At 51.2% G+C, this 21412-nt stretch carries 18 protein-coding genes; 14 read left to right on the top strand and 4 right to left on the bottom strand.

Annotation, left to right across the window (positions count from 1 at the left end):
- Positions 1–36 precede the first annotated feature (36 nt).
- From QY332_07750 to QY332_07725, 6 genes are all read left to right on the top strand, one after another.
- On the top strand, positions 37–1032 hold the full coding sequence (locus tag QY332_07750; GenBank protein ID WKZ37826.1) for a helix-hairpin-helix domain-containing protein: 996 nt from the start codon (positions 37–39) through the stop codon (positions 1030–1032).
- A gap of 83 nt (positions 1033–1115) precedes the next feature.
- On the top strand, positions 1116–2798 hold the full coding sequence (locus QY332_07745) for a hypothetical protein (GenBank protein ID WKZ37825.1): 1683 nt from the start codon (positions 1116–1118) through the stop codon (positions 2796–2798).
- Positions 2799–2911: 113 nt separating this feature from the next.
- Positions 2912–3211 carry a hypothetical protein gene (locus QY332_07740; GenBank protein ID WKZ38464.1) on the top strand — a complete coding sequence of 100 codons (300 nt, stop codon included), beginning with the start codon at positions 2912–2914 and terminating at the stop codon, positions 3209–3211.
- A 64-nt stretch (positions 3212–3275) separates the two neighbouring features.
- Positions 3276–4316, top strand: coding sequence for a DUF4325 domain-containing protein (locus QY332_07735; GenBank protein WKZ37824.1), 1041 nt, complete (start codon positions 3276–3278; stop codon positions 4314–4316).
- Positions 4317–4344: 28 nt separating this feature from the next.
- The gene (locus tag QY332_07730; GenBank protein WKZ37823.1) at positions 4345–5775 is read left to right on the top strand and encodes a phosphoglucomutase/phosphomannomutase family protein; all 1431 of its coding nucleotides are present in this window, start codon (positions 4345–4347) and stop codon (positions 5773–5775) included.
- A 144-nt stretch (positions 5776–5919) separates the two neighbouring features.
- A complete protein-coding gene (locus tag QY332_07725) occupies positions 5920–7239 on the top strand; it encodes a hypothetical protein (protein WKZ37822.1) in 1320 nt (439 codons plus the stop codon).
- A 31-nt stretch (positions 7240–7270) separates the two neighbouring features.
- On the opposite strand, the gene QY332_07720 is transcribed toward QY332_07725, so the two are convergent.
- Positions 7271–8446, bottom strand: a complete 1176-nt coding sequence (locus tag QY332_07720; GenBank protein ID WKZ37821.1) for a transposase — start codon at positions 8444–8446, stop codon at positions 7271–7273.
- Between the two features lie 73 nt (positions 8447–8519).
- Entirely contained in the window at positions 8520–9932 is a 1413-nt protein-coding gene (locus tag QY332_07715) for a hypothetical protein (protein WKZ37820.1), read from the bottom strand.
- A 99-nt stretch (positions 9933–10031) separates the two neighbouring features.
- Here QY332_07715 and QY332_07710 point away from each other — a divergent pair, with 99 nt between their 5' ends.
- From QY332_07710 to QY332_07675, 8 genes are all read left to right on the top strand, one after another.
- Positions 10032–10853 (top strand): TatD family hydrolase, encoded by an 822-nt coding sequence (locus QY332_07710; GenBank protein ID WKZ37819.1) that lies wholly within the window; start codon positions 10032–10034, stop codon positions 10851–10853.
- Position 10854: 1 nt separating this feature from the next.
- Positions 10855–11820, top strand: a complete 966-nt coding sequence (locus QY332_07705) for a polyprenyl synthetase family protein (protein ID WKZ37818.1) — start codon at positions 10855–10857, stop codon at positions 11818–11820.
- Positions 11821–11884: 64 nt separating this feature from the next.
- Positions 11885–12394 (top strand): DUF177 domain-containing protein, encoded by a 510-nt coding sequence (locus QY332_07700; protein ID WKZ37817.1) that lies wholly within the window; start codon positions 11885–11887, stop codon positions 12392–12394.
- Positions 12395–12399: 5 nt separating this feature from the next.
- Entirely contained in the window at positions 12400–12762 is a 363-nt protein-coding gene (locus QY332_07695; GenBank protein ID WKZ37816.1) for a hypothetical protein, read from the top strand.
- A 232-nt stretch (positions 12763–12994) separates the two neighbouring features.
- The gene (metG, locus tag QY332_07690; protein ID WKZ37815.1) at positions 12995–14800 is read left to right on the top strand and encodes a methionine--tRNA ligase; all 1806 of its coding nucleotides are present in this window, start codon (positions 12995–12997) and stop codon (positions 14798–14800) included.
- An 85-nt stretch (positions 14801–14885) separates the two neighbouring features.
- On the top strand, positions 14886–15389 hold the full coding sequence (locus QY332_07685) for a GNAT family N-acetyltransferase (GenBank protein ID WKZ37814.1): 504 nt from the start codon (positions 14886–14888) through the stop codon (positions 15387–15389).
- Between the two features lie 90 nt (positions 15390–15479).
- The gene (locus QY332_07680; protein ID WKZ37813.1) at positions 15480–16679 is read left to right on the top strand and encodes an SRPBCC domain-containing protein; all 1200 of its coding nucleotides are present in this window, start codon (positions 15480–15482) and stop codon (positions 16677–16679) included.
- Positions 16680–16682: 3 nt separating this feature from the next.
- A complete protein-coding gene (locus QY332_07675) occupies positions 16683–17951 on the top strand; it encodes a serpin family protein (protein WKZ37812.1) in 1269 nt (422 codons plus the stop codon).
- A gap of 132 nt (positions 17952–18083) precedes the next feature.
- Here QY332_07675 and QY332_07670 read toward each other — a convergent pair whose 3' ends face one another.
- Together QY332_07670 and QY332_07665 are read right to left on the bottom strand one after the other, a co-directional pair.
- Positions 18084–20258, bottom strand: coding sequence for a protein kinase (locus QY332_07670; protein ID WKZ37811.1), 2175 nt, complete (start codon positions 20256–20258; stop codon positions 18084–18086).
- A gap of 136 nt (positions 20259–20394) precedes the next feature.
- On the bottom strand, positions 20395–21393 hold the full coding sequence (locus tag QY332_07665) for a phosphatase PAP2 family protein (GenBank protein ID WKZ37810.1): 999 nt from the start codon (positions 21391–21393) through the stop codon (positions 20395–20397).
- Between the last annotated feature and the right edge of the window lie 19 nt (positions 21394–21412).

The following is a 21412-nucleotide window of genomic DNA, read 5'->3' as shown; positions in this document are numbered from 1 at the left end:
TGCCTTTTGATGTACAATGACAGAATAGGAGACACCATGAGCAACTTCCTTATGTTTCTCAACAACGCAGGCCTTGATACATTAATCAAAGTCCCCGGCGTTGGGCGGAGCGTTGCCGAAAATCTCATCGCCGCGCGCCCGTTCGAATCTGAAGAAGATGCCCTGAACGTAAAAGGCATGGGCAGGTCCCTGCTTGCAAAGCTGGAGCTTTTTGCCGAGGCGCAGGGAAATGAATCAGAAAACAAAGCCCTGATCCCCGTCGAGGAGGAGGCGCTGCCCGCACCCGTCGAGAAGAAACAGCCTGAGCGGGAACCTGTCGAAGACGAACCATCCCTCCTGTCGCGTTTGGGGCGGGCATTTGTCAATTTCCTGAGAGCCTTGCTGAAATTGATCCTTGTCGCAGCATTGATCGTGGTCATCGGTGCGGCGCTGTATTACGGACTGCCATACATTCAAAGGACGTTCATTGCGCCTGTGGAGCAGAACACCGCCGAGATCCAGGGCATGGATGCGGAGATCGCGTCCCTGCAAACGCAGTTGAATGAGATGAAAACCCGCGTGGATGCGCTCGAGTCGTCTGCCAAGGCGCACACGCTTTCGATCCAAAAACTGGAGGAGATGCAAGCCGCGCTCGAAACCGAACTGCGGACAAACAACAGCAGGCAGCTGCTCGAATTGAAGCAGGAAGTGATGTTCACCCGCGCCTTGGATATTCTGGCACGCGCAAGACTGTATCTGGCGCAAAGCAATTTCGGTCTGGCAGAAGCGGATGTGCAAACCGCCCGCAGCCTGCTGGCTGAACTGCAAAGCGAAAAACGGGATGCGACACTGGCACAGGCAATTTCGCGGCTGGACCTTGCGCTCGGCAACCTGCCCGACTTCCCAGTGGTGGCTTCAGGCGACCTGGAGATCGCATGGCAAATTTTGATCTCTGGCAACGTGCCACCCACCCCAACGCCAACACCCGTCCCGCCGTCAGAAACACCGACACCCAAGCCGACGTTGGAAGTTACGCCAACTATGACACCGTAGTAAAAAAAAAACAACTTGATTTCAATCAATTTATAAACTCTATATCTACAATTATAAACCATGCCCAGTTGGGAGATGCTTGAATGAAATGGCTTTTCACTATTTTTGCTGTTTTATTTTTGTCTATGGCAGTCTTTGCATATCAATTGGGTTTGGATAACAATCAGGAATGGGGGAGAGGCAGGATAATTCTACTAACAGGGGGGCTGGCATCCTTGGGTGCTGGTACGATAATCCATTTTTGGGGTGCTAAAGCAGCCAGCATTATAAATAAATATTTAAGCGCACTCAACAAATCCTTCAGCCGTACAAACCAAATAACAATTGCATCCATTCTTGCTGCCGTTCTTACCATCACTATCTATTCATGGGTTCTTCAGCTAGATCAAAGAATAATTCGGAGGGCCGAAAAACAGGATTATGATTACTACAGCGAGTTGGCAAAAAGTTTCAAGGGTGGCCGCTTATATATAGCAGATGCACCGCCTCCTGAATTACTGGCATTGGACAATCCGTATGATTATTTTCTGCGCAGGCAATTAGGCATTGAGAACTTCCCTTGGGACGTATCGCTCTACAAAGGAAAGTTCTATCTTTATTGGGGACCCGTACCGGCAGTTTTATTAACAGCATTTAACCTGAATCAGTTATCCAATATTGCTGATTTTCATCTGGCGTTTGTATTTGCTTGTGGGGTTTTCTTATATATGGCACTTTTGATATGGAGTTTTTGGAAAAATTCCATTCGATACTCGCCTGCCTGGTTGCTCACCTTTTTATTATTCGTTGTTGGACTATCCACACCTGTAACCATCATATTGAAGGGTGCCATGGTTTATGAAGCAGCAATTTTTGGGAGTCAATTTTTCTTCATCGGAGGATTTTATTGGTTATATTCCGCCCTGAGAGATGATAAACCCGTTATTTGGAAACTCGCCCTTGCTACCGCCCATTGGGCACTGGCAGTTGGAACGAGGATCATCATCCTGCCTTCCGTCCTTTTTTGTGTTGGCTTTACGCTGGTTTATGCAATTCGTTGCTACTCTTACACCAAAATAAAAACACCCATATCCATACTTGCAGCATTGTTGCTGCCATTAATACTGGCAGGCATCGGACTGGCTTGGTACAACTGGGCACGCTTCGATTCAATCTTTGAATTTGGATTGACCTATCAATTAGCCAATATTGACTACACAAAATTTGAAGGCTTGTTCTCTATTTCCAGGATTTCATACAATACAAAACTGTATTTTGCGTATCCGCTGAAAATGATGCCAAAGTTCCCCTACATAAGTCGCATTGAGTATCTTCACTCAAACGACAGGCTTGGTGGGCTGTTTTATATTACGCCATATATTTTCCTTTCGATTCTACCCGTTTACCACCTGTTTAAAAAGCTTTTTATCCCAAAAAAATTCTTCGCACCTGGCACAAAATACACTTTGGCGGAACCCTGGTTGTTTTTTGCTTTATTGGGATCGGGCAGTATTTCAATCCTTATTTTGATGTCTTATTACTTTGTGGCCATGAGGTTTATAGAAGATTTTATGCCCGCCCTGCTGATATTAATCACAATTCAAATTGGAAGATCCCATGATGATTTGTTCGAAAACAAAACTCTTAAAAGAAGTTTGTCAGCCATCGTGGTTGCTCTTGGCTTGATTACCATTACAGCAAACCTGCTTTTAGCGATGCCGGGCAACGGCATCGCATTTATGTTGAATTTTATAAACGCCATCAGCAAGTTCATGGGGCTAAAGTAGAAAGCATCATAAAGGGGGGATGGTGGGATTTAGGGATGATATTTACACCCGCGGCGGGTATAATTTTTGCAGATCATCATTTTTGAGGAGAAGATACAAGGACAGACAAGATCATATTCGGAACGGACGGCTGGCGCGGCGTAATCGCGGAGGATTACACGTTCGACAACGTTCGCCGCTGTACACAGGGATTTGCGTCCGACATGCTTTCGCAGGGCAAAAAAGGGCAATGGATTGCCGTCGGATACGATATGCGTTTTAGCAGTGAACACTTCGCCGCCACGGTTGCTGAAGTGCTGGCTGGCAACGGCTTGAAAGTTTATCTAACAGACAGCGCCACTCCAACACCTGAACCGACGATTACCCCCACCGCCACCACCGAACCAACACTGGAAACGACACCAACGCCATAAAGTTGACAATAAAGCAAAATAAGTTTACAATAAAGGTGTCAAAAGTTGTCAACAAGGATTGAACATGGCGCCCCGAAAAACTGATGAAATTCGTAGTTTTATTATTAATAATATAGAAGAGCATCAAAATAAAATTTCCACTGTAACCGCGGAAACGTTTTCGGTTTCACGTCAAGCCGTTTTGAAGCATATCAATTCTTTGGTTAAAGACGGTACGCTTGAAGTGCAGGGAAAAACAAAAAATAGAAGATATACATTAAAACCAATCTTCGATAAAACTTTCACATTTGAACTCAAGGGGCTGGAAGAAGATTCCGTTTGGAGGATAAGCATTGCGCCATTGCTTGAGGGAACGCCAGACAATGTTTACAAAATTTGCCAATACGGTTTTACGGAAATGTTAAATAATGCCATAGACCATTCCGAAGGGAACAAAGTCATGGTTAACGTTCAAAAGACCTTAAAAGAAATCCAAATGTTCATTTGGGATGATGGAGTGGGGATTTTCAACAAGATACAAAAAGTATTTAACTTAAGCGATTCATTGCACGCAATTCTTGAACTCTCAAAAGGCAAATTAACCACCGACCCGCAAAAACATACCGGGGAGGGTATTTTCTTTTCATCAAGAATTTTCGATGCATTTTCCATAACTTCAGAAAAATTGTTTTTTTCACATTCATCCAGACTGGACAGCGCCAAAGGTAGTGATTGGCTGCTTGAAACGAAAGATGAAAAAATAAGTGGAACTGCAATACGAATGAGAATTAGACTTAATTCAACCCGCACCACAAAAGGAGTGTTCGATTTTTATTCTGGAAATGAGGATTACGATTTTTCAAAAACACATGTGCCTGTTTTTCTGGCTCAACATGGCGATGAAAATCTAATTTCACGCTCTCAGGCGAAAAGACTTTTATCAAGATTTGAAAAGTTCAAGGAAATTATCCTGGATTTTCAAGATGTAGGCAGCATTGGGCAGGCGTTTGCGGATGAGATTTTCAGGGTATTTCAGTCTGAACACCCCAAAATAAATTTTTATATCGTGAATGCAAATGAGCAAGTGATGCAAATGATCAATCGCGCTCGGATGAATAAAACATAAAACTACAGATACTCCAGGAGAAGATACAATGACACACAAGATCATATTCGGCACGGACGGCTGGCGCGGCGTGATCGCGGAGGATTACACATTCGACAACGTCCGCCGCTGTACACAGGGGTTTGCGTCCTACATGCTTTCGCAGGGCAAAAAAAGGCAATCGATTGTCGTCGGATACGATATGCGTTTTGGCAGCGAACACTTCGCCGCCGCCGTCGCTGAAGTGCTGGCGGGCAACGGCTTGAAGGTTTATCTAACAGACAGCGCCACACCCACACCTGTCATTGCCTATGCGGTTGTGGATAAGAAAGCCGCAGGCGCGGTAAACATGACCGCCAGCCATAATCCACCTACGGATAACGGATTCAAGGTCCGCAACGAGACAGGCGGGGCAATCGACCCCGAGGGGTTGAAACAGATCGAGGGTGGAATCCCCGACGACGTGAAAGATGTGAAGCGCAAGGCATATAAAGAAGCCGAAGCCGCTGGCGAGATCGTTAAATTCGATGCGGCAACGCCATACATCGAGCATCTTACCCGCGATGGATTGATCGATCTCCAGCCCATCAAAGATGCAGGCTTGACTGTGCTGGTGGATTCAATGTGGGGCAACGGCGCAAACTGGTTCACACGATTACTGGCAGGCGGAAAAACGAAAGTCGTGGAAATCCACAACGAACGCAATCCGTCCTTCCCTGAAATGAAACGCCCCGAACCCATCCGCCCGAACATTGACGTGGGTTTGAAAGCCACCGTTGAGAACAAAGCAGATGTGCTGTTGATCCTGGATGGCGACGCAGACCGCTGCGGCATCGGCGACGAGAACGGCGAGTTCATCAATCAATTACGTGTATTTGGTCTGCTGGCATATTACATGCTTGAGGTACGCGGCGAGCGCGGTGACATTGTGAAGACACTCTCGACAACAGGTATATTAAACAAACTCGGCGAGCTCTATGGCGTGCCTGTCCATGAGACGGGCGTGGGATTCAAATTCGTTGCGCCAAAGATGACCGAGACCAATGCGCTCATCGGCGGTGAGGAAAGCGGCGGCTACGCCTTCCGCGGCAATGTCCCTGAGCGTGATGGGATTTTGGCGGGCTTGTACATGCTCGATTTCATGGTCAAGACGGGCAAGAAACCGACCGAATTACTGAAAGATTTATTTGACAAAGTCGGCGGGGAATATTTCTACGACCGCGTGGACAGTCCCTTCAGCGGCGACCCTGAAGCGCGTAAGAAGATCATTCGCGATAACAACCCCAAGACGCTGGGCGGCTTGAAGGTGACCGATCTCATCACCATGGACGGTTTCCAGTACAAACTCGAAGACGGCGGCTGGATGCTCATCCGCTTCTCCGGCACGGAGCCGATCCTGCGTGTGTACACCGAGACCCGTCACGCGGACAAGGTGCAGGCAATTCTTCAGGATGGTTTGAAGGTGGCGGGGGTGAAGTGAAGAAAAAAACATAAAGCTATGCCAAGCATAAACACAAAAATAACCATTGAAACGATGCGAAGCATAGCACTCAAGCGTGGAGGAAAGTGTCTTTCGAATAGTTATATCAATAACAAGACACCATTAATATGGCAATGCGACAAAATGCACATTTGGAAAGCCAGACCAGATGCAATTATCAGAGGTCATTGGTGCAAAAAGTGCAGTGCCCAAAATATAGCCAACAGAAAAAAATTAGGTATCGAGGAAATGAGAGGCATTGCAGAGAGAAAGGGTGGGAAATGCCTCTCAGATATCTATGTAGATGCACATACAAAACTTTTATGGGAATGTTCAAAAGGCCATAGATGGCTAGCTAAGCCAGCATCAGTTAAACGAGGTGCATGGTGCCGAATTTGTTCTGGAAGTTCAACCTTATCGATCCAAGAGATGCGAAAATTAGCAAGAAGCCGTGGTGGAAAATGTTTATCTAAAAAATATCACGATAACAAAACACCTCTGGAATGGCAATGTTCATCAGGCCACCGATGGTATGCCAAACCAAACAGTATTAAGAATGGGCAATGGTGCGCAGAATGTTCATCAGGTTTAGGCGAAAGAATATGTAGAGAATTTTTTGAACAAATATTTAACACCCCGTTTCCTAAACGTCGTCCTACATGGCTAATTAATTCAAGGGGGAATCAATTGGAACTGGACGGTTATAATTCGACACTCAAAATAGCATTCGAACACCAAGGCTCTCAGCATTTTAGAGAAAATTCGTTCTTCACAAATAGTAAAGACACCTTAGTAACTAGAAAAATTGACGACAATATAAAGAGACAGCTATGCGCACAGCATGGGATATCTCTAATTGAAGTACCCGAGATACCCACCATCCTACCTATTCATAAAGTCCGAGATTTTATAAAAAGAGCATGCAATCAAAATCTCATATCTTTACCCATGGATATTGATTCCAAGGAAATCAATATATCTGCAGCATATTCAACTCCTAATGCAAAAGAAGCCTTTGGTCGAGTTAAAAAAATTGCTCAAAGCAAAAATGGAAAATGCCTCTCGGTAAACTATATAAACAGTAAAACTCCTTTATTATGGGAGTGTGGCAGGGGGCATCAATGGATGGCGCCACCTGAAAGAATTATACAAGGGAGTTGGTGTCGATATTGCGGATACATCAAGGCTTCCACAAAACGAAAGATTAGTTTTGATGACATTTTAATGATTGCAAGAAATCAAGGTGGAAAATGTCTATCAAAAGAATACATAAACACCAAAACGAAACTTAAGTGGGAATGCAGGGAAGGGCATCAGTGGGATGCAATCCCTGAAACCATCAAGAAAGGTCATTGGTGTCCTAAATGCGGCCACAGGAATGGGGCAATAAAAAGGAAAGAAGAAGCGAAACGAAAAGATAAGAATAAATCTATTGTACAGAAAAAATTCCGACCAACTACTTAAATTAGATATCGAAATTGAAAATATCAGTAGATCACGAAAGCACAAAACATGATTGATGTTGAATGACCTCAGTCGCACCCCAGAAGCGTTCAATGGCACGACTGAGCAGGAAAGCGACACGGCGCAAAGAAAGCCAGAAGCGATTGAAAGATTCTAACGGTGTTTTAAGCGCGGAGGCCAGATTCTGGCGCAAGGCAATGTACAGATTGAACAAGACAAAAGCCAAACCAACCAGCAGCAAGCGGATGACAGGATTACGGGTGGAAGTTCGAGCGCGCACCTGGTTCATTTGTCGGTAGCTCGACTCAATGCCGAAGCGTTGACGATAAAGTTCAAACACCTGGGCAGGCAAAATGCCAGAGGGCAATCCGGAGACGGCGTACGCAAACCACTTGCTCTTGTGTCGTCCATAGCGTCCTTTGGAATAGCGCTGGACGACCACCGCCTGCACTGTATATATGCCATATTTTGGGCTGTTAAAGGTGTAGGTGGTGACACGTGATTTACCTTGAAACAAAGTCCGCACACCGCCCGACTTGCCACGCACGGGAATGGGCGTTACGAAACTGACCTTGTGTTGGTCCAGAACCTTGAAAACCGGCTTGGAGCAGAAACCTTTGTCCAAAAACACCCGTCGAATGCGAAATTTGAGTGTTTTCAGGCGTTTCAGCAGCCAGCGGACGATGTCGGCCATATCCTCGCCATGTTCGATGAAGCGCAACGCCACAACGTAGCGCCGATGGTCCCGCACAATCGAAACCGTGGCGTAACCATGAAAATGGGTTGTCCCAGACTTGGGTGCACTGCGTACGATCTCCTTTCTGTCTTCATACGGCTGACCATGATATGGGATCAGGGTCAGGTCAATCGCCACATTGAAATCGCGTTTGCACTTCCATACACTGGGATGGAGTTGCCGATGAAAGATGCGGTTCAATCGGTTCTGCAAACCGGCTCGGTCTGGCAGCGACTGGGCTAATACTTCTCGCAGACGATTACCCGAAGGCGCATTCTGCAACTCCAGACAAGCCGATTCAATGCTCAAACGATGCACATTGGCGTATGCCAACACATACAGGATATCTTCGGCAGTGATCCGGGTGTTTCGCAATTCCAGCGGCAGGTTCTTGCGAACCACCGTCATGAAGGCATTCAGCACTTGCTCGGAACGAATTGTTCGGGTAATCTTGATTGTGGGCTTGGACATGGTTATGGGTTTCCTTGGTCGGAGCCAAGTTAACCACGTTCAAGCCTTTTCGTGAACTACTGAATATAGAAATTTACATTCTAAACTTTCGTTTATTCAACAGAATCATCCCCAACAAAGCCGGGAGAAGGAACGCGCTTCCACACAGGGGATTTCGCGCAAAAGGCACTTCCGTCGGAGCGGGCTGCGCTTCGGGTGTGGATTCGGCCTGGGCGGTGGCAACAAGCTCAAATGTTGGCGGAGGCGTCTCCGTCGGGTAGCGTGTCGGCGGAATCGGAGTGGCAGTCAATCCCAACAAAACAAAATTATTCCCATCCACTTGCACGGCTTCGGGGATTGCCCAGGCCATCTCCTGTAACAAATCCTTTGCCTGTTGATTTTTGGGGTCGAGCGCGAGCGTGGTTTGCAAAGCCGTCAACGTTTTGGTCAGGATGCCTTCGCTGTCCTGTTCGCCCGCCAGATGAATGCCGAAATAGTAACGCGCCCACAATAGATCAGCATAACCGTACTGCCAGAGCGGGTCGTTCGGCAGGAGCGCAAGACATTTTTCATAAGCGTCTTTGCTCAGGGCATACAACTCCAGCCCGGCGCGGTCTTCACGCAGGTATCCCTTTGGCATCATGGCGGCTTCCTTATATGCCTTCGCCAGCCTGCCCCACGTTTCACCGTCGCTGGAATTTTTGGCGGCGGTCTCTTTTTCCTTCAAGACCTTTTCCCACAACGACGGAGTGACAACGACGATCTGGATGTTATCCATATAGGTCGGCTCGAGGTCTTTGAAACTCCAGCGGATTTCGTTCCCGCTTCGGACTCCGCCCGGGGTTGATTCGCCATGCCCAGCTTGACCGGTCAGGTCGAGGTTTTGCTCGCTGACCTCATACGGCAGGCGGATAATTACTTCCGCGCTGCCAATTGTGCCATTCCAACCCGCGCCTGTTTCGAGGATGTACTTGAACGCTTCGTAGGGATAGTAGCCATATCCATTGACGTTGTACACGACTTCGATGATCACCTCCTGATTCGGCGGAAAGGTCACATCAAAGACCGCCCACGGGATTTCCTCCCGTTCAGTGTAGGAATATTCGCTGGCGGCGAACGGCTGGATTTCGCGGCGCGTCGGCATGGACTTGCCATCCACTTTCACCGCAATGGATGGGATTTCAGGGAATTCGCCATAGCCATCAGAGTTTCCGTTGAAGAACGAAAGCGGAAAGCGCACCGCCATTTTCTCTTCCGTTGTACCGAGATTGCGCATTGTGAAAACCGCCTCCGTTTTGGCGATTGCGCCCTGTGGGTTGGATGGGTGCTTGGAAATGGTCAGCGTCACCGTCTCCGCCACCATGCGGACCTGGGTGATTGACTCGCCGGGCAGGAGGTTCGTGCCCGGAGGCGCCTCGGGCGGCGCGGCATCCGCGCGGGCGAATGAGAGTGGAAAAACGGATGTGAGGATCAAAAAAAGAATAAGCAAAAGAGTGGTCTTTTTCATGTTTTCTCCAATATTTACCTCAATATACATCAGCGTGTTACAGCGGTCAATTCAGCAAAAAGTACTGTCCATGCAGGCTGATATAATTCCAATACCGCCATGCAACTCACCGACACCCATTGCCACCTTGATTACAACAAATTCGACCCCGACCGCGCGGAAGTGCTCCGACGTGCGAACGAATCGGGGGTGGTCAAAATTCTGATCCCAGGACTCCACCACAAGTCCAGTAAGGAGGCGGTGCGGCTGGCAGAGTCAAATCCCAGTCTGTATGCGGCGGTCGGTTTCCATCCCACCGATCTGGATGGATTCTCCGAAAGCACATTTCAGGAAGTAAAGGAATTGGCGAAGCATCCAAAGGTGGTCGCCATCGGCGAGATCGGCATCGATTATTTTTGGGTGAAGGAACCTGAAAAACGCGCCTCTCAACGCGAGAGGTTGAAACAACAGTTGCAATTTTCAAAAGGGATTAATAAACCTGTGGTCATCCATATGCGCGAGGAAAATGACGCATGGTTTGGGGAAGCGTCGGTTGACCTGCTTGAAATCTTAAGTGAATGGCAGGGCGGTCTGGAGGGCGCGCTTGCAGAAAGACCCGGCGTGCTGCATTCGTTCAACGGAAATCTCGAAACTGCGCAAAAGGGGCTGGCGTTGAATTTTTTCATCGGCATCACGGGACCCGTGACCTACAAAAATGCGGACGAAAAGCGTGAGATCATCAGACAGATGCCACTTGACAAAATCCTGATCGAAACTGATGCGCCTTTCCTGGCTCCCGTGCCGTTTCGCGGCAAACGGAACGAACCTGCTTTTGTTCATCATATTGCTGATAAAATAGCAGAAATCCATTCCAAAAGCCCTGCGGAGATCGCCGCCATCACGACCGCCAATGCGGCGCGGCTTTTCGCATGGGGAGACTGATTTGAACGCGGTAACCTTCCTATCACCTGTAACAGAAGAAATTAAACTCGTCGAGGAACGGATGCGGGCGCAGGCGGATGAATCCCATCCCGATTTGCGCGCCGCCCTCGAACATCTGCTCGGCGCGGGCGGCAAACGCGTCCGCCCCACCCTCAGCCTGCTCGTCGGAAACATGCTGGGTGCGCCTCTTGAGAAACTCATCACCCTCGGTGCGGCCGTGGAACTTTTGCATACCGCCACCCTCGTGCATGACGATTTGATCGACGGCTCATTACTTCGGCGCGGCATGGCCACCTTGAATGCACGCTGGTCGCCGCCTGCCACTGTCCTGACCGGTGACTTCCTCTTCGCGCGTGCCGCCAAACTCGCCGCTGAAACCGATCACCTGCCATTGATGAAATTGTTTTCCGAAACGCTGGCAGTCATCGTCAACGGCGAACTCACGCAAATGTTCACCTCGCGCGGACTGGTCAGCCGCGATAATTATTACAAACGCATTTACGCCAAGACCGCATCCTTGTTTGAAATGACAACCCGCGCCGCCGCCATGGTCAGCCCGGCCGGCGGGGAGACGATCGAGTCGATGCGCGATTTTGGCTACCAGATCGGCATGGCATTCCAGATCGTGGACGACATCCTCGACTTCAACGGCGAGCAGTCGGAGGTCGGCAAACCGCTCGGCTCGGACCTGTTGAATGGACTGGTGACCCTGCCCGCTATTTACTACGCGGAGGAAAATCCGGACGACGCCGATGTCATCTCGCTCCCCAACGGCGGCTGGACGAATAACGAACACATGACCCGCCTCGTGGAGAACATCCGCGCCAGCAGAGCCACGCAGAAAGCCATGGTCGAAGCCGAAAGGCATGTGGACCGCGCCCTCGCATGTTTGGACTCGCTGGATGCCTGTACCGAACGCGAGGCACTGGTAAACCTCGCAAGATACATTATAGATAGAAAAGCCTGAGTGATTTGACCGATCCCATAGGTCTCTTTGGTATTTCACCCTTCACCTATCATCCTTTTCAATCATGCCCAGCCCTAAAAAACCCTTCCGCTTTAACGTCGGTTTCATCATCCATGAGGAGATCGGCTACAACCATGACTTTCCATTCGAGTTCGAGAAGATCGTCCTTGGTGATGACCTTGAACTGCGCGTCTTTGAGGGCATTGCCAACGTCGGCAAGACCCCGCAGGGACTGATCCTGCAGGGCGATTTCTCCGCAGAGACCACCCTCAACTGCGTGCGCTGCCTCACAGACTTCGACCACGAACTGGACTGGTCCTTCACGGAATTGTACGCCTTCGATAAACGCTCGGAGACCGAGGAGGGTCTCATCCTCCCTGAGGATGCACATCTTGATGTGGCGGATCTTTTACGCGAATACGCCCTGCTTGAAATTCCCATCAGCCCGGTATGCAAACCCGATTGCAAGGGACTTTGCCCCGAATGCGGCGAAAACCTGAATGAAAAGGATTGCGGGCACAGGCCCGAGGAATCCGATTCTCCCTTCGCAAAATTGAAGGATCTGCTGAAATAGCCGCTATGAACTCGGCAGAAATTCAGACCCGCAGAAGGAAGAGGATTCCAAAAGAAGGCTGTTGGTTCACAGGAATTAGAGTCGCAGCGCTCTTCGCCAAGGTCATTGGTGGACTGACCGTGCTTGGCGGGATTACAAGTTCCGTCTCCTTATTTATTAAATCCATCCCAGATATTTCCTCCGCCCTGCAAAATCTGGATCAGGAGTTTGCGCTGTTCGGGCTCACTATAATTGCGACATACATTGGCATCCCTGCAGGGTTGGGATGCGCAGGGATGATTTCCGTCGGGCTGGGGTTTATACTGGATTTCGTTTCCTCAAAGCCGGATGAGCAACATCCCATTGACAAACCCCTCCCGCTCGCCTAAAATTGCGGCCATGAACTTTAAACCTGCTTTCCCAATGGTGTTAATAACCATGGCCATGCGCACAATGCGAATGGAGATGTCCTGCTGCGCCGAGTGGAAAGCACGTTAGTTTTTCATACCTGAAAAAACGGGCTGTCCATTCCGCGGACAGCTTTTTTGTTTGAGAAGAGCCGATATTCGGGATTCGATCTTCGAATATCGAATCCCGAATATCGAGGAACGGAGTTCCATCATGCCCGAAAACATCCTGATCGCCATCGCCTGGCCCTACTCGAATGCCGAGATCCACGTCGGGAATATCACCGGCTCCCACCTGCCCGGTGACATTGTCGCGCGCTACCACCGTCTCAAGGGAAATAACGTCCTTGTCGTGTCGGGTACGGATTCGCACGGCACGCCCGTCGTGCTCGCCGCGGACAAGGAAGGCAAGCCGGTCGAGGAAGTGTACAAGAAATATCACGAATCCTTCATCGAAGTCTTCAAAGGTTTCGGCATCACCTACGACATGTTCACCACCACGCACAGCGAGAACCATTTCAAGGTCTCGCAGGCGATGTTCCTTGCCCTGCAGAGGAACGGATTTCTTTTCAAACAGTTCAGCAAGCAATGGTACTCCCCCAGCGCGGACAAATTCCTGCCTGACCGCTACGTGGAAGGGACCTGTTACATCTGCGGCTTCGAAGGCGCACGCTCCGACCAGTGCGATAACTGCGGCAACGTGCTCGAACCTGAGAAGTTGAAGAATCCGCGCGCCAAGACGGGTGATGGTGCGCTTGAATTACGCGACACCGAACATTTTTATCTCGACCTTTCCAAGCTCGAACCCGATGTCAAAAAGTTCCTGCAGGAGCGCGCGCCGCACATGCGCGACACCGTCATCGGCGAATCCCTGCGCAAGATCGAAAGCGAAGGACTCAAGCCGCGCTCGATCACCCGTGACCTGGACTGGGGCATTCCCGTTCCCGTCGAAGGCTGGACCGAAGCGGGCAAACGCATCTACGTTTGGTTCGAAGCCGTCATCGGGTATCTCTCCGCTCCCATCGAGTGGAGTCAGGTGTCGGGGAATGGCGAAGCGTGGCGCGAGTGGTGGACGGATCCAAACGCGAAGCAATTCCATTTCATCGGCAAGGACAACATCTTCTTCCACACCTCGCAATGGCCCGCCGAATTGATGGGTGCGGGCAGCGCGTTCATGGAGATCTTCGCGGGTGACGCGAACGCGGTCCCGCTGACCCTGCCATATGACGTGCCCGCCAATCAGTTCATGAACCTTGAAGGCAAAAAGATCAGCGGTTCGGGCAACTGGGGTGTGTGGGGACTGGATGCGTTGACGCGCTTCGACCCCGATGCCCTGCGCTATTACCTGACCGTGAACATGCCCGAAGCAAAGGACAGCGATTGGGACTGGGCGGAGTTCGTGGCACGCAACAACAACGAACTGGTAGCGACGTGGGGCAACCTTGCCAACCGCGTGCTGTCGTTTTGTTACAAGCATTGGGAGGGGTATGTACCATCATTTGACGGCACGGAGACCGCGCCCCTACGGGATGCGGATCTTGAATTGTTGAAAACCATCGAAAAGGGCTTTGCCGTTGTCGGCGCGGAACTCGAGGCCATACGCCTGCGCTCCGCATTGGGCGAGGCGATGAAGCTCGCCACCGCCGTCAACGTGTATCTCGACGTCAACGCGCCGTGGTCCGCCATCAAAACGGACAAAGCCGAAGCGGGCAAGACGGTCTACACCGCACTCAAAGCCATCGACTCGCTCAAGGTCATGTTCGCGCCCTTCCTGCCCTTCACCTGCGAAAAACTGCACGGCTTCTTCGGCTACGAGACTCCGCTCTTCGGCGAGCAATTCACCGAGACGGTCAAAGACTCGCTCGGCAAACATACAGTGCTGCGGTACAAATCCGCTGAAGGTTTGTTTTGGAAACCCAGCGACTTGAAACCGGGCGCGAAACTCAACCAACCTGCACCGCTGTTCAAGAAGTTGGACGAGAGCGTGATCGAGGAAGAACGGGCGAGGTTGGGGAAGTAAAAATGAAAACTCGGATGCCATCACGACATCCGAGTTTTCATTTTGGCGCGACGCACTCCGGGCAGCCACTGCTATACTTTCGCTCATGATCACCATCACCCATCTGCAGCCGCACCAGGTCATCGACGCCAAATACCTCATCTCCGCCGTGGCGCAACGCATTTATTCTCCCGGGGAGACCCCCAAATACTTTTACGATGTCCTTGAAGAGGAAGGCGAGCTAAAGGACGTTGACGATTTTCAGCGGGTCTATGAACAAAACCAGGGCATATTCCTCGCGGTTCTCGAGGATGGAAGGCTGGTCGGTACCGGCGCCATGAAACGCATGGACCAGTCCACCGCCGAATTGAAGCGTCTCTGGTTGTTGGAGGAATACCAGGGTCGCGGGATCGGCTATCGGGTGGTGATGAAGCTGTTCGCCTTCGCAAGAGAAAAAGGCTACTCGGCGATCCGTCTGCAAACCAGCCATGAACAAACACGTGCCATCGCCTTCTATAAGAGACTTGGATTCCATGAAATCGAATGCTACAACCATAAAACGGATGAGATTTCCATGGAAATCATCCTGAACACAGCCAGCCTCGCTTGATCGAAGGATATATCCCTCCTTCAGGGGGATGTATTTCGGCGGATTTTCATGTATAAATTGATATATCTACATCCGTCAAAGGAGCATTCCATGTCCACCGTAACCGCCGAAATCCATATTCAGGCGCCGATCAAATTTGCCTACCGCGCCTTCACCAACTCCACTGCCCTGCGCGAGTGGCTGTGTGACGTTGCCACCGTGAACCCGCACCCGAGGGGACGCATGTACCTGTGGTGGCACGGGGATTTTTACTCCAGCGGACACTACCTCGAACTGGAGGAAAATAAAAGGGTTGTGTTTCAATGGCATTCCAACCAGGACCCCGAACCCACCGAGGTCACGATCACTGTGACCGAAAAGGACGGCGGGACCCATCTCAAACTCGATCACGCCGTCCCCGACGATGGTTCATGGACCATGCTCGCAACCGAATTTATCAAGAACTGGGAGGACAGCCTCGAGAATCTAAAATCCGTACTGGAAACCGGCATCGACCTGCGCATCGCCAACCGTCCCATGCTGGGCATCCTGCCCGGCGATTTCACCGAGGAACAGGCAAAGGCATTGAAGGTTCCCGTCCGCGCAGGCTTGCGGCTCGATGGTGTCGTGGATGGCATGGGCGCGCAAAAGGCAGGTCTGCAAAGGGATGATGTCCTTGTGAAAATGGCAGGCAAACCCATCACCGGCGAATTCAACAGCCTGCTCAGCGCGATCGAAGGTAAAAAAGGCGGCGACAACGTGGAGATCGTTTTCCATCGCGGACCTGAAAAGAAAACCGTCACGATGGAATTGAGCAAACGTCCCATGCCCGATGTGCCGTTCCAACCAGCCGAGCTTGCAAGGAAAGCCCGCGCGATCTACGAGCCCGCCCTCGCGGAATTGGAGAAATGCTTCGAGGGCTGCACCGACGGGCAGGCCATGCAGCGTCCTGCCCCAACGGAATGGAGCGCGCTGGAGACCGTCGCGCACCTCATTCAGGGCGAGCGCATCAATTCGATCCACCTCTCCAGCTTGATCGACGGCTATGAACTCACCAACGATGGCGATGGAAGCAATGTCACTGCACAGATGGAGGCAATCGTCAAAGCCAATCCATCCATCCAACTCATGCTCGATACCCTGCGCCGGGCTGTCGAAGAGATCCTCATCTACACGGAACTCATCCCCGAGGACTTTGTGGCAAACAAAGGCAGTTACCACCGTTTCGGCTCAAGCCTGCTTCAGCCGAATTTCCATCTCACCGCGCATACCCAGCAGATAAAAGATGCCCTTGCGACGGCAGCGAAATAAATCATGAAAAAAGCATATACCGTTCTCTCCCGTCTTTTACTCACGTCCTTGGTTCTTGGGGCTTGTGGAGGTGCGTCTGCGCAAATTGCCGAATCAAACTTCCGCCGCGAAATTGATCCAAACATTCCGCCGGCGGAAATCCACAATCTTGTGGAAGGGAACAATACCTTCGCTTTGGATGTGTACCAGGCGCTTCGTTCCGAAAACGGGAACCTGATCCTGTCTCCCTACAGCATTTCCCTCGCCCTGGCAATGACCTACGCCGGCGCGCGCGGCGAAACCGAATCCCAATTGGCTCAGACATTGCATTTCCCCCCGCAGGCACAGGTGCATCCAGCCTTCAATGCACTCGATCTTGAATTGAATAAGAAACCGCTCAACCTGGATAAGGACCAGGAGCCTCTGCAACTTAACATCGCCAACGCAGTCTGGGCGGAGCAGACCTTTGCATTCCTGCCAGAATTTCTGGATACGCTTGCCAGGAATTACGGCGCAGGCGTCCGCCTGGCAGATTTCATAAACCAGCCAAACCAGGAACGCATCACCATCAACAACTGGGTCAGCGACCAGACCGAAGACAAGATCAACGACCTGCTGCCCGAAGATTCCGTGGGACCCGATACGCGCATGGTACTGGTCAACGCCATCTATTTCAAAGCGGACTGGCTCGATCAGTTTGATGCGGATGACACATACGATATTCCCTTCAATTTATTGGACGGCTCACAAGTGAACGTCCCAATGATGGGACAGGGCATGTACATCCCCTATGCCAGCGGGGATGGCTATCAGGCTGTGGAACTTCCCTATGCCGGCAGCACTGCCGCAATGAACATCATCGTCCCGGATGAGGGTAGGTTCGAGGAGATCGAATCCGCTTTGACGTATGACCTGCTTGAAGATGTATTTGGGAAAATGAACCAAACGTCCGTGATGCTGAGATTCCCAAAATTCAAATTCGAGAGCTCGTTTGCCCTGCCCGATGCACTTAAACAGATGGGCATGTCCGATGCGTTTGACAGTGGCAAAGCCGATTTCTCCGCCATGACGGGCGGCAGAGATCTGTTCATCGGCAATGTCATCCACAAGGCGTTCGTGGCGGTGGACGAGGAAGGCACGGAGGCTGCCGCCGCAACCGCCGTCATCATGGAAGCGACTGGCGCGCCCATGTGGGACATCACCTTGGTGATCGACCGCCCGTTTATCTTCTTCATCCGCGACCTGCAAAGCGGACAGATCCTGTTCATTGGACGGATGTTGAATCCACATTAACGGATGCCCGCACACAGACAAAGGTGACACAAAAAGACAAGGCTGCCGCGATTTGCATTCCACGACGAAAGCCTTGTCTCTCAACAAGCGGGGCAGGACATCACCCATTATGACAAGATAATCACTCAGCCACTATGGTTCTCGAACTATAGGGCGCCAGGCGGGGTGGAAATCCGCGGCAGGGTCGGTTGTGAGGCGTGTGCGGTTCGCGCCGGCAACGGTCATATGGAAAATATCAATATTGTTCGGGCTGTCCACGCTCTCGTACGCAAGCAGGAATCCGTCAGGGGAGAAATCCACACTTTCTATTCGGATGACACTGGATTGAAACCGCGTACCCTGTTCATTCGAACGATCCACAGCCGAGATGCTCATGAGGTATGGATTACAAAATGTGGTGGCGCAGCGCTGATTGAAGAGAATCAAATCACCAGTGGGCGACCACGCTGGAGAATAATTCGTAAAGGCGGTGCCGCTCCGCACAATCTGTATTTGTTCGGTCCCATCCGCGTTCATCATCCATATCTGATAGACACCAACGCGTTTAACCACATAAACAAACTGAGAACCATCCTGTGACCAGGCAGGCATACGCGAGTCTATAAGTTGGGCACTCCTGGTGATCTGGGTCACGGCTGAAATATCATTCACGCTGACGGTAAAAATTTCCATCTGCCCGGTCCGCAATGAAGTAAAAGCGATCGCCTCGCCGTCAGGAGACCAGGCTGGGTCAAAATTACCGCCGGGTGAGGAGGCAAGGGATATCATGTCAGTGCCGTCTGCGTTGACAATATACAAACTGGCGTTGTTATAAACATCCTGCATGCCTCTACATGGAGAAATGAACGCCAGTTTCCGCCCATCCGGAGACCAGGCCGGCTGACAGGCCCCATCCGGTATATCCGTAATTTGAACGACATTTTCACTTGCAATATCGAGGAGATATATCTGAGGTGCCCCGCTGCGAGTGGAGGCAAACGCAATCTCCCCGGACCCACCGCCAATAAAAGAGGCAATGTTTACAACAGAAGTTGGCGTATCAACAGGGATCATGGTATTCGTCGGCGCAATGGTTGCAGTGGGCAAAACCGCAGTCGCAGTGAACGTGGGGGGAAGGGTCTGGGTTGGGATGGGTGAAGGTGTGATGGAAGGTGTGCGGGTATCGGTGGGGGCAAACAAGGGGATCATGCCGCGCACATCCGCGGGCAGAATACCGGGCGCAAAAAAAGGCACACTCGCCGAAAGCAGGAGCAATAAAAACAGTACAAATCGGAACAACGCAACCCGTCTTTTACGCTCACGTTCCTTTTGCTTCTTGAGGGGGGAAACGAAAGGCTGATCCTCCTGCACAGTGGTGGGAGGCAAAACAGGTCCTCTGGGGCTGCGGGGAGGTTTTCCATTCCCGGGAGAGACGGGTTCTGCATCTTCATCATGAACAGAAAATTCATCCGCGGGAGGCGGAGCAACCGTATAGCTTCCCGGTGGTTGCTGGGTCTTTGATTTTGAGCCGAGCAGGGCAACCTTGAATTCATCCGCAAGCTGAAAACGATCACTGGGGTCGACTGCCATCGCCTTTTCAATCGCCGCCGAAAGACGGCGGGATATCTTGGTATTCCGTTTTCTTAAGGGAGTCAACTGCGCATTTTCCATTGCACGGGCAAGTCCATCCTCCGGGATGACGCCGCTCAATGCCGCATACAAGGTTGCCCCCAATGAATAAATATCCGTGCGCGGATCTGTACGCGCAGTACCATATTGTTCCGGGGGGGAATACCCAGGGGTCATCGCCCGTGCACCGGTTGTGGTGGCCTGGCTTGCATTTTGATAAACTTTTGCCAGCCCAAAATCCACCAAAAAGATGTGGCCGTCCGGGGTGATCTTCACGTTGCCGGGTTTAATATCGCGGTGCAAAATGGGAGGCTTGCGCGTGTGCAAATAAGCAAGTGCGTCACAAATGGCGGCTCCTATATGCACCGCCTCCTCCTCGGAAAGCATGCCCAGCCGCTCCATGCGATAACGCAAATCCTCCCCCTCAATATAGTCCATGACCAGGTATTGACCCTGATCACCCAGCACAATATGATCTGAGACGCGCGGCAGGTTTGGATGCCGCAGGTTGGCAAGGATCACCGCCTCCAGGCGGAACTGACGCGCATATTCATCGGTTGTAAACAGATTTTCCTTAAGCGCAATTGAAACGCCAAGGTTTTCATCGATGGCGCGATACACCGAACCCATGCCGCCCTGTCCGAGAATTTCAACGATACGATAACGATTATGAAGGAGGGTGTCTTTTTCCAGCGTCATCTAAAACCTTAAGAGCTTCTAAAAAATAGGATTGCCCCGCAAGCGCATGACATACGCGGTCATAACGGGCGAAATCCTAATTGAAAATGCTTTTGGATCGTTTCTTTTCCCTTGCTACGAATGATAAATAATTATATCAGATGGACGCGCCGGTCTTGCCGCCTTCCACCAGTTTGAAGCGGGTGAAAACCCAGGGCGCACCGCCCGTCACCCACCAGCCCACCAGCGCATAACGAATAAAGCGCAATGAATATACAAGAAGTCCGTCGCCGCGAGGGAATATCTCTCCCAATCCCATCCAAAGGATGAGGACGCCGATCAAGCCAATGACATAGCGAAGCGCGCGCATCCATAGCGGACCTGTTGCCTGATACCCCCCGATCGACACGATCCACGCGAGACCGACCGCCAGCCCGAAGAAGGACCCAGCCGAGGTAAAGACGCCGTTCAAGTCCACCGGGGCAGGCTCCTCGGTCCCGGCAAGACGCGCATTTTCCATCCACAGTTCAGGAACCTGAAAGTCGCTTCGGGGCGCAGTGACTGCCCATCCCGCCGCTACAAAAATCATCGAGACAATGAATGCCGTCCATACCTGCTGTCGGAAGGTTTTGCCCGCCAGCCATGCCGCAACCGCATCCCAGTAACGGATGAATGCCCACAGGATCAAACCGCCGATCAACCATCCGAGTACTACATCATGCGGAAAGTGCGCGCCGAGGTATATGCGCGAAAACCCGATCATAAAAATCAACAGGATGCAGATTGCCCGCACCCAGCCTTCGCGGCGGGAGGCGGCCATGATGCCCCACACGCTCATGGCGTGTTGGGCATGCCCAGAAGGCGCGCCGAACGAGGTTTCGGGCCACCATGCGCGGACTTGGGAGCTCACCCAGTAGGGGCGCGGTCCGGCAAAGGCAAGTTTGCCGATGTAATTGAATACATTTCCAACCGCCAGGATCATCCCCACCCGCACGCCAAGCCCGGCGTCGATGCTCCAGTAGATGAGCGGCAGGACGATGAAAAAGAAATCCTCGGTGCCTAGTTGGCTAAAAAAACGCATCGGGGCGATCAACCAGTCGCCAGTTCCCTGCAAGGTGATCACAAAGGCTATGCTGCTCTCAATCAGGGTCTGCATATAGTCCTCCAGTAGGGTT

Source organism: Anaerolineales bacterium (assembly GCA_030583885.1).
In the GTDB taxonomy this organism is placed as follows: Bacteria; Chloroflexota; Anaerolineae; order Anaerolineales; family Villigracilaceae; genus Villigracilis.
The sequence above is the reverse complement of the archived record's forward strand: the minus strand, read 5'-3'. Positions and strand labels throughout refer to the sequence as shown.

What these genes read in the sequence shown, in the direction of transcription:
- QY332_07720 (WKZ37821.1), bottom strand. Translation starts at nt 8,446, where the DNA reads ATGTCCAAGCCCACAATCAAGATTACCCGAACAATTCGTTCCGAGCAA.
- QY332_07730 (WKZ37823.1), top strand. Translation starts at nt 4,345, where the DNA reads ATGACACACAAGATCATATTCGGCACGGACGGCTGGCGCGGCGTGATC.
- QY332_07710 (WKZ37819.1), top strand. Translation starts at nt 10,032, where the DNA reads ATGCAACTCACCGACACCCATTGCCACCTTGATTACAACAAATTCGAC.
- QY332_07700 (WKZ37817.1), top strand. Translation starts at nt 11,885, where the DNA reads ATGCCCAGCCCTAAAAAACCCTTCCGCTTTAACGTCGGTTTCATCATC.
- QY332_07680 (WKZ37813.1), top strand. Translation starts at nt 15,480, where the DNA reads ATGTCCACCGTAACCGCCGAAATCCATATTCAGGCGCCGATCAAATTT.
- QY332_07675 (WKZ37812.1), top strand. Translation starts at nt 16,683, where the DNA reads ATGAAAAAAGCATATACCGTTCTCTCCCGTCTTTTACTCACGTCCTTG.
- QY332_07750 (WKZ37826.1), top strand. Translation starts at nt 37, where the DNA reads ATGAGCAACTTCCTTATGTTTCTCAACAACGCAGGCCTTGATACATTA.
- QY332_07715 (WKZ37820.1), bottom strand. Translation starts at nt 9,932, where the DNA reads ATGAAAAAGACCACTCTTTTGCTTATTCTTTTTTTGATCCTCACATCC.
- QY332_07685 (WKZ37814.1), top strand. Translation starts at nt 14,886, where the DNA reads ATGATCACCATCACCCATCTGCAGCCGCACCAGGTCATCGACGCCAAA.
- QY332_07725 (WKZ37822.1), top strand. Translation starts at nt 5,920, where the DNA reads ATGCACATTTGGAAAGCCAGACCAGATGCAATTATCAGAGGTCATTGG.
- QY332_07670 (WKZ37811.1), bottom strand. Translation starts at nt 20,258, where the DNA reads ATGACGCTGGAAAAAGACACCCTCCTTCATAATCGTTATCGTATCGTT.
- QY332_07745 (WKZ37825.1), top strand. Translation starts at nt 1,116, where the DNA reads ATGAAATGGCTTTTCACTATTTTTGCTGTTTTATTTTTGTCTATGGCA.
- metG (WKZ37815.1), top strand. Translation starts at nt 12,995, where the DNA reads ATGCCCGAAAACATCCTGATCGCCATCGCCTGGCCCTACTCGAATGCC.
- QY332_07665 (WKZ37810.1), bottom strand. Translation starts at nt 21,393, where the DNA reads ATGCAGACCCTGATTGAGAGCAGCATAGCCTTTGTGATCACCTTGCAG.
- QY332_07695 (WKZ37816.1), top strand. Translation starts at nt 12,400, where the DNA reads ATGAACTCGGCAGAAATTCAGACCCGCAGAAGGAAGAGGATTCCAAAA.
- QY332_07735 (WKZ37824.1), top strand. Translation starts at nt 3,276, where the DNA reads ATGGCGCCCCGAAAAACTGATGAAATTCGTAGTTTTATTATTAATAAT.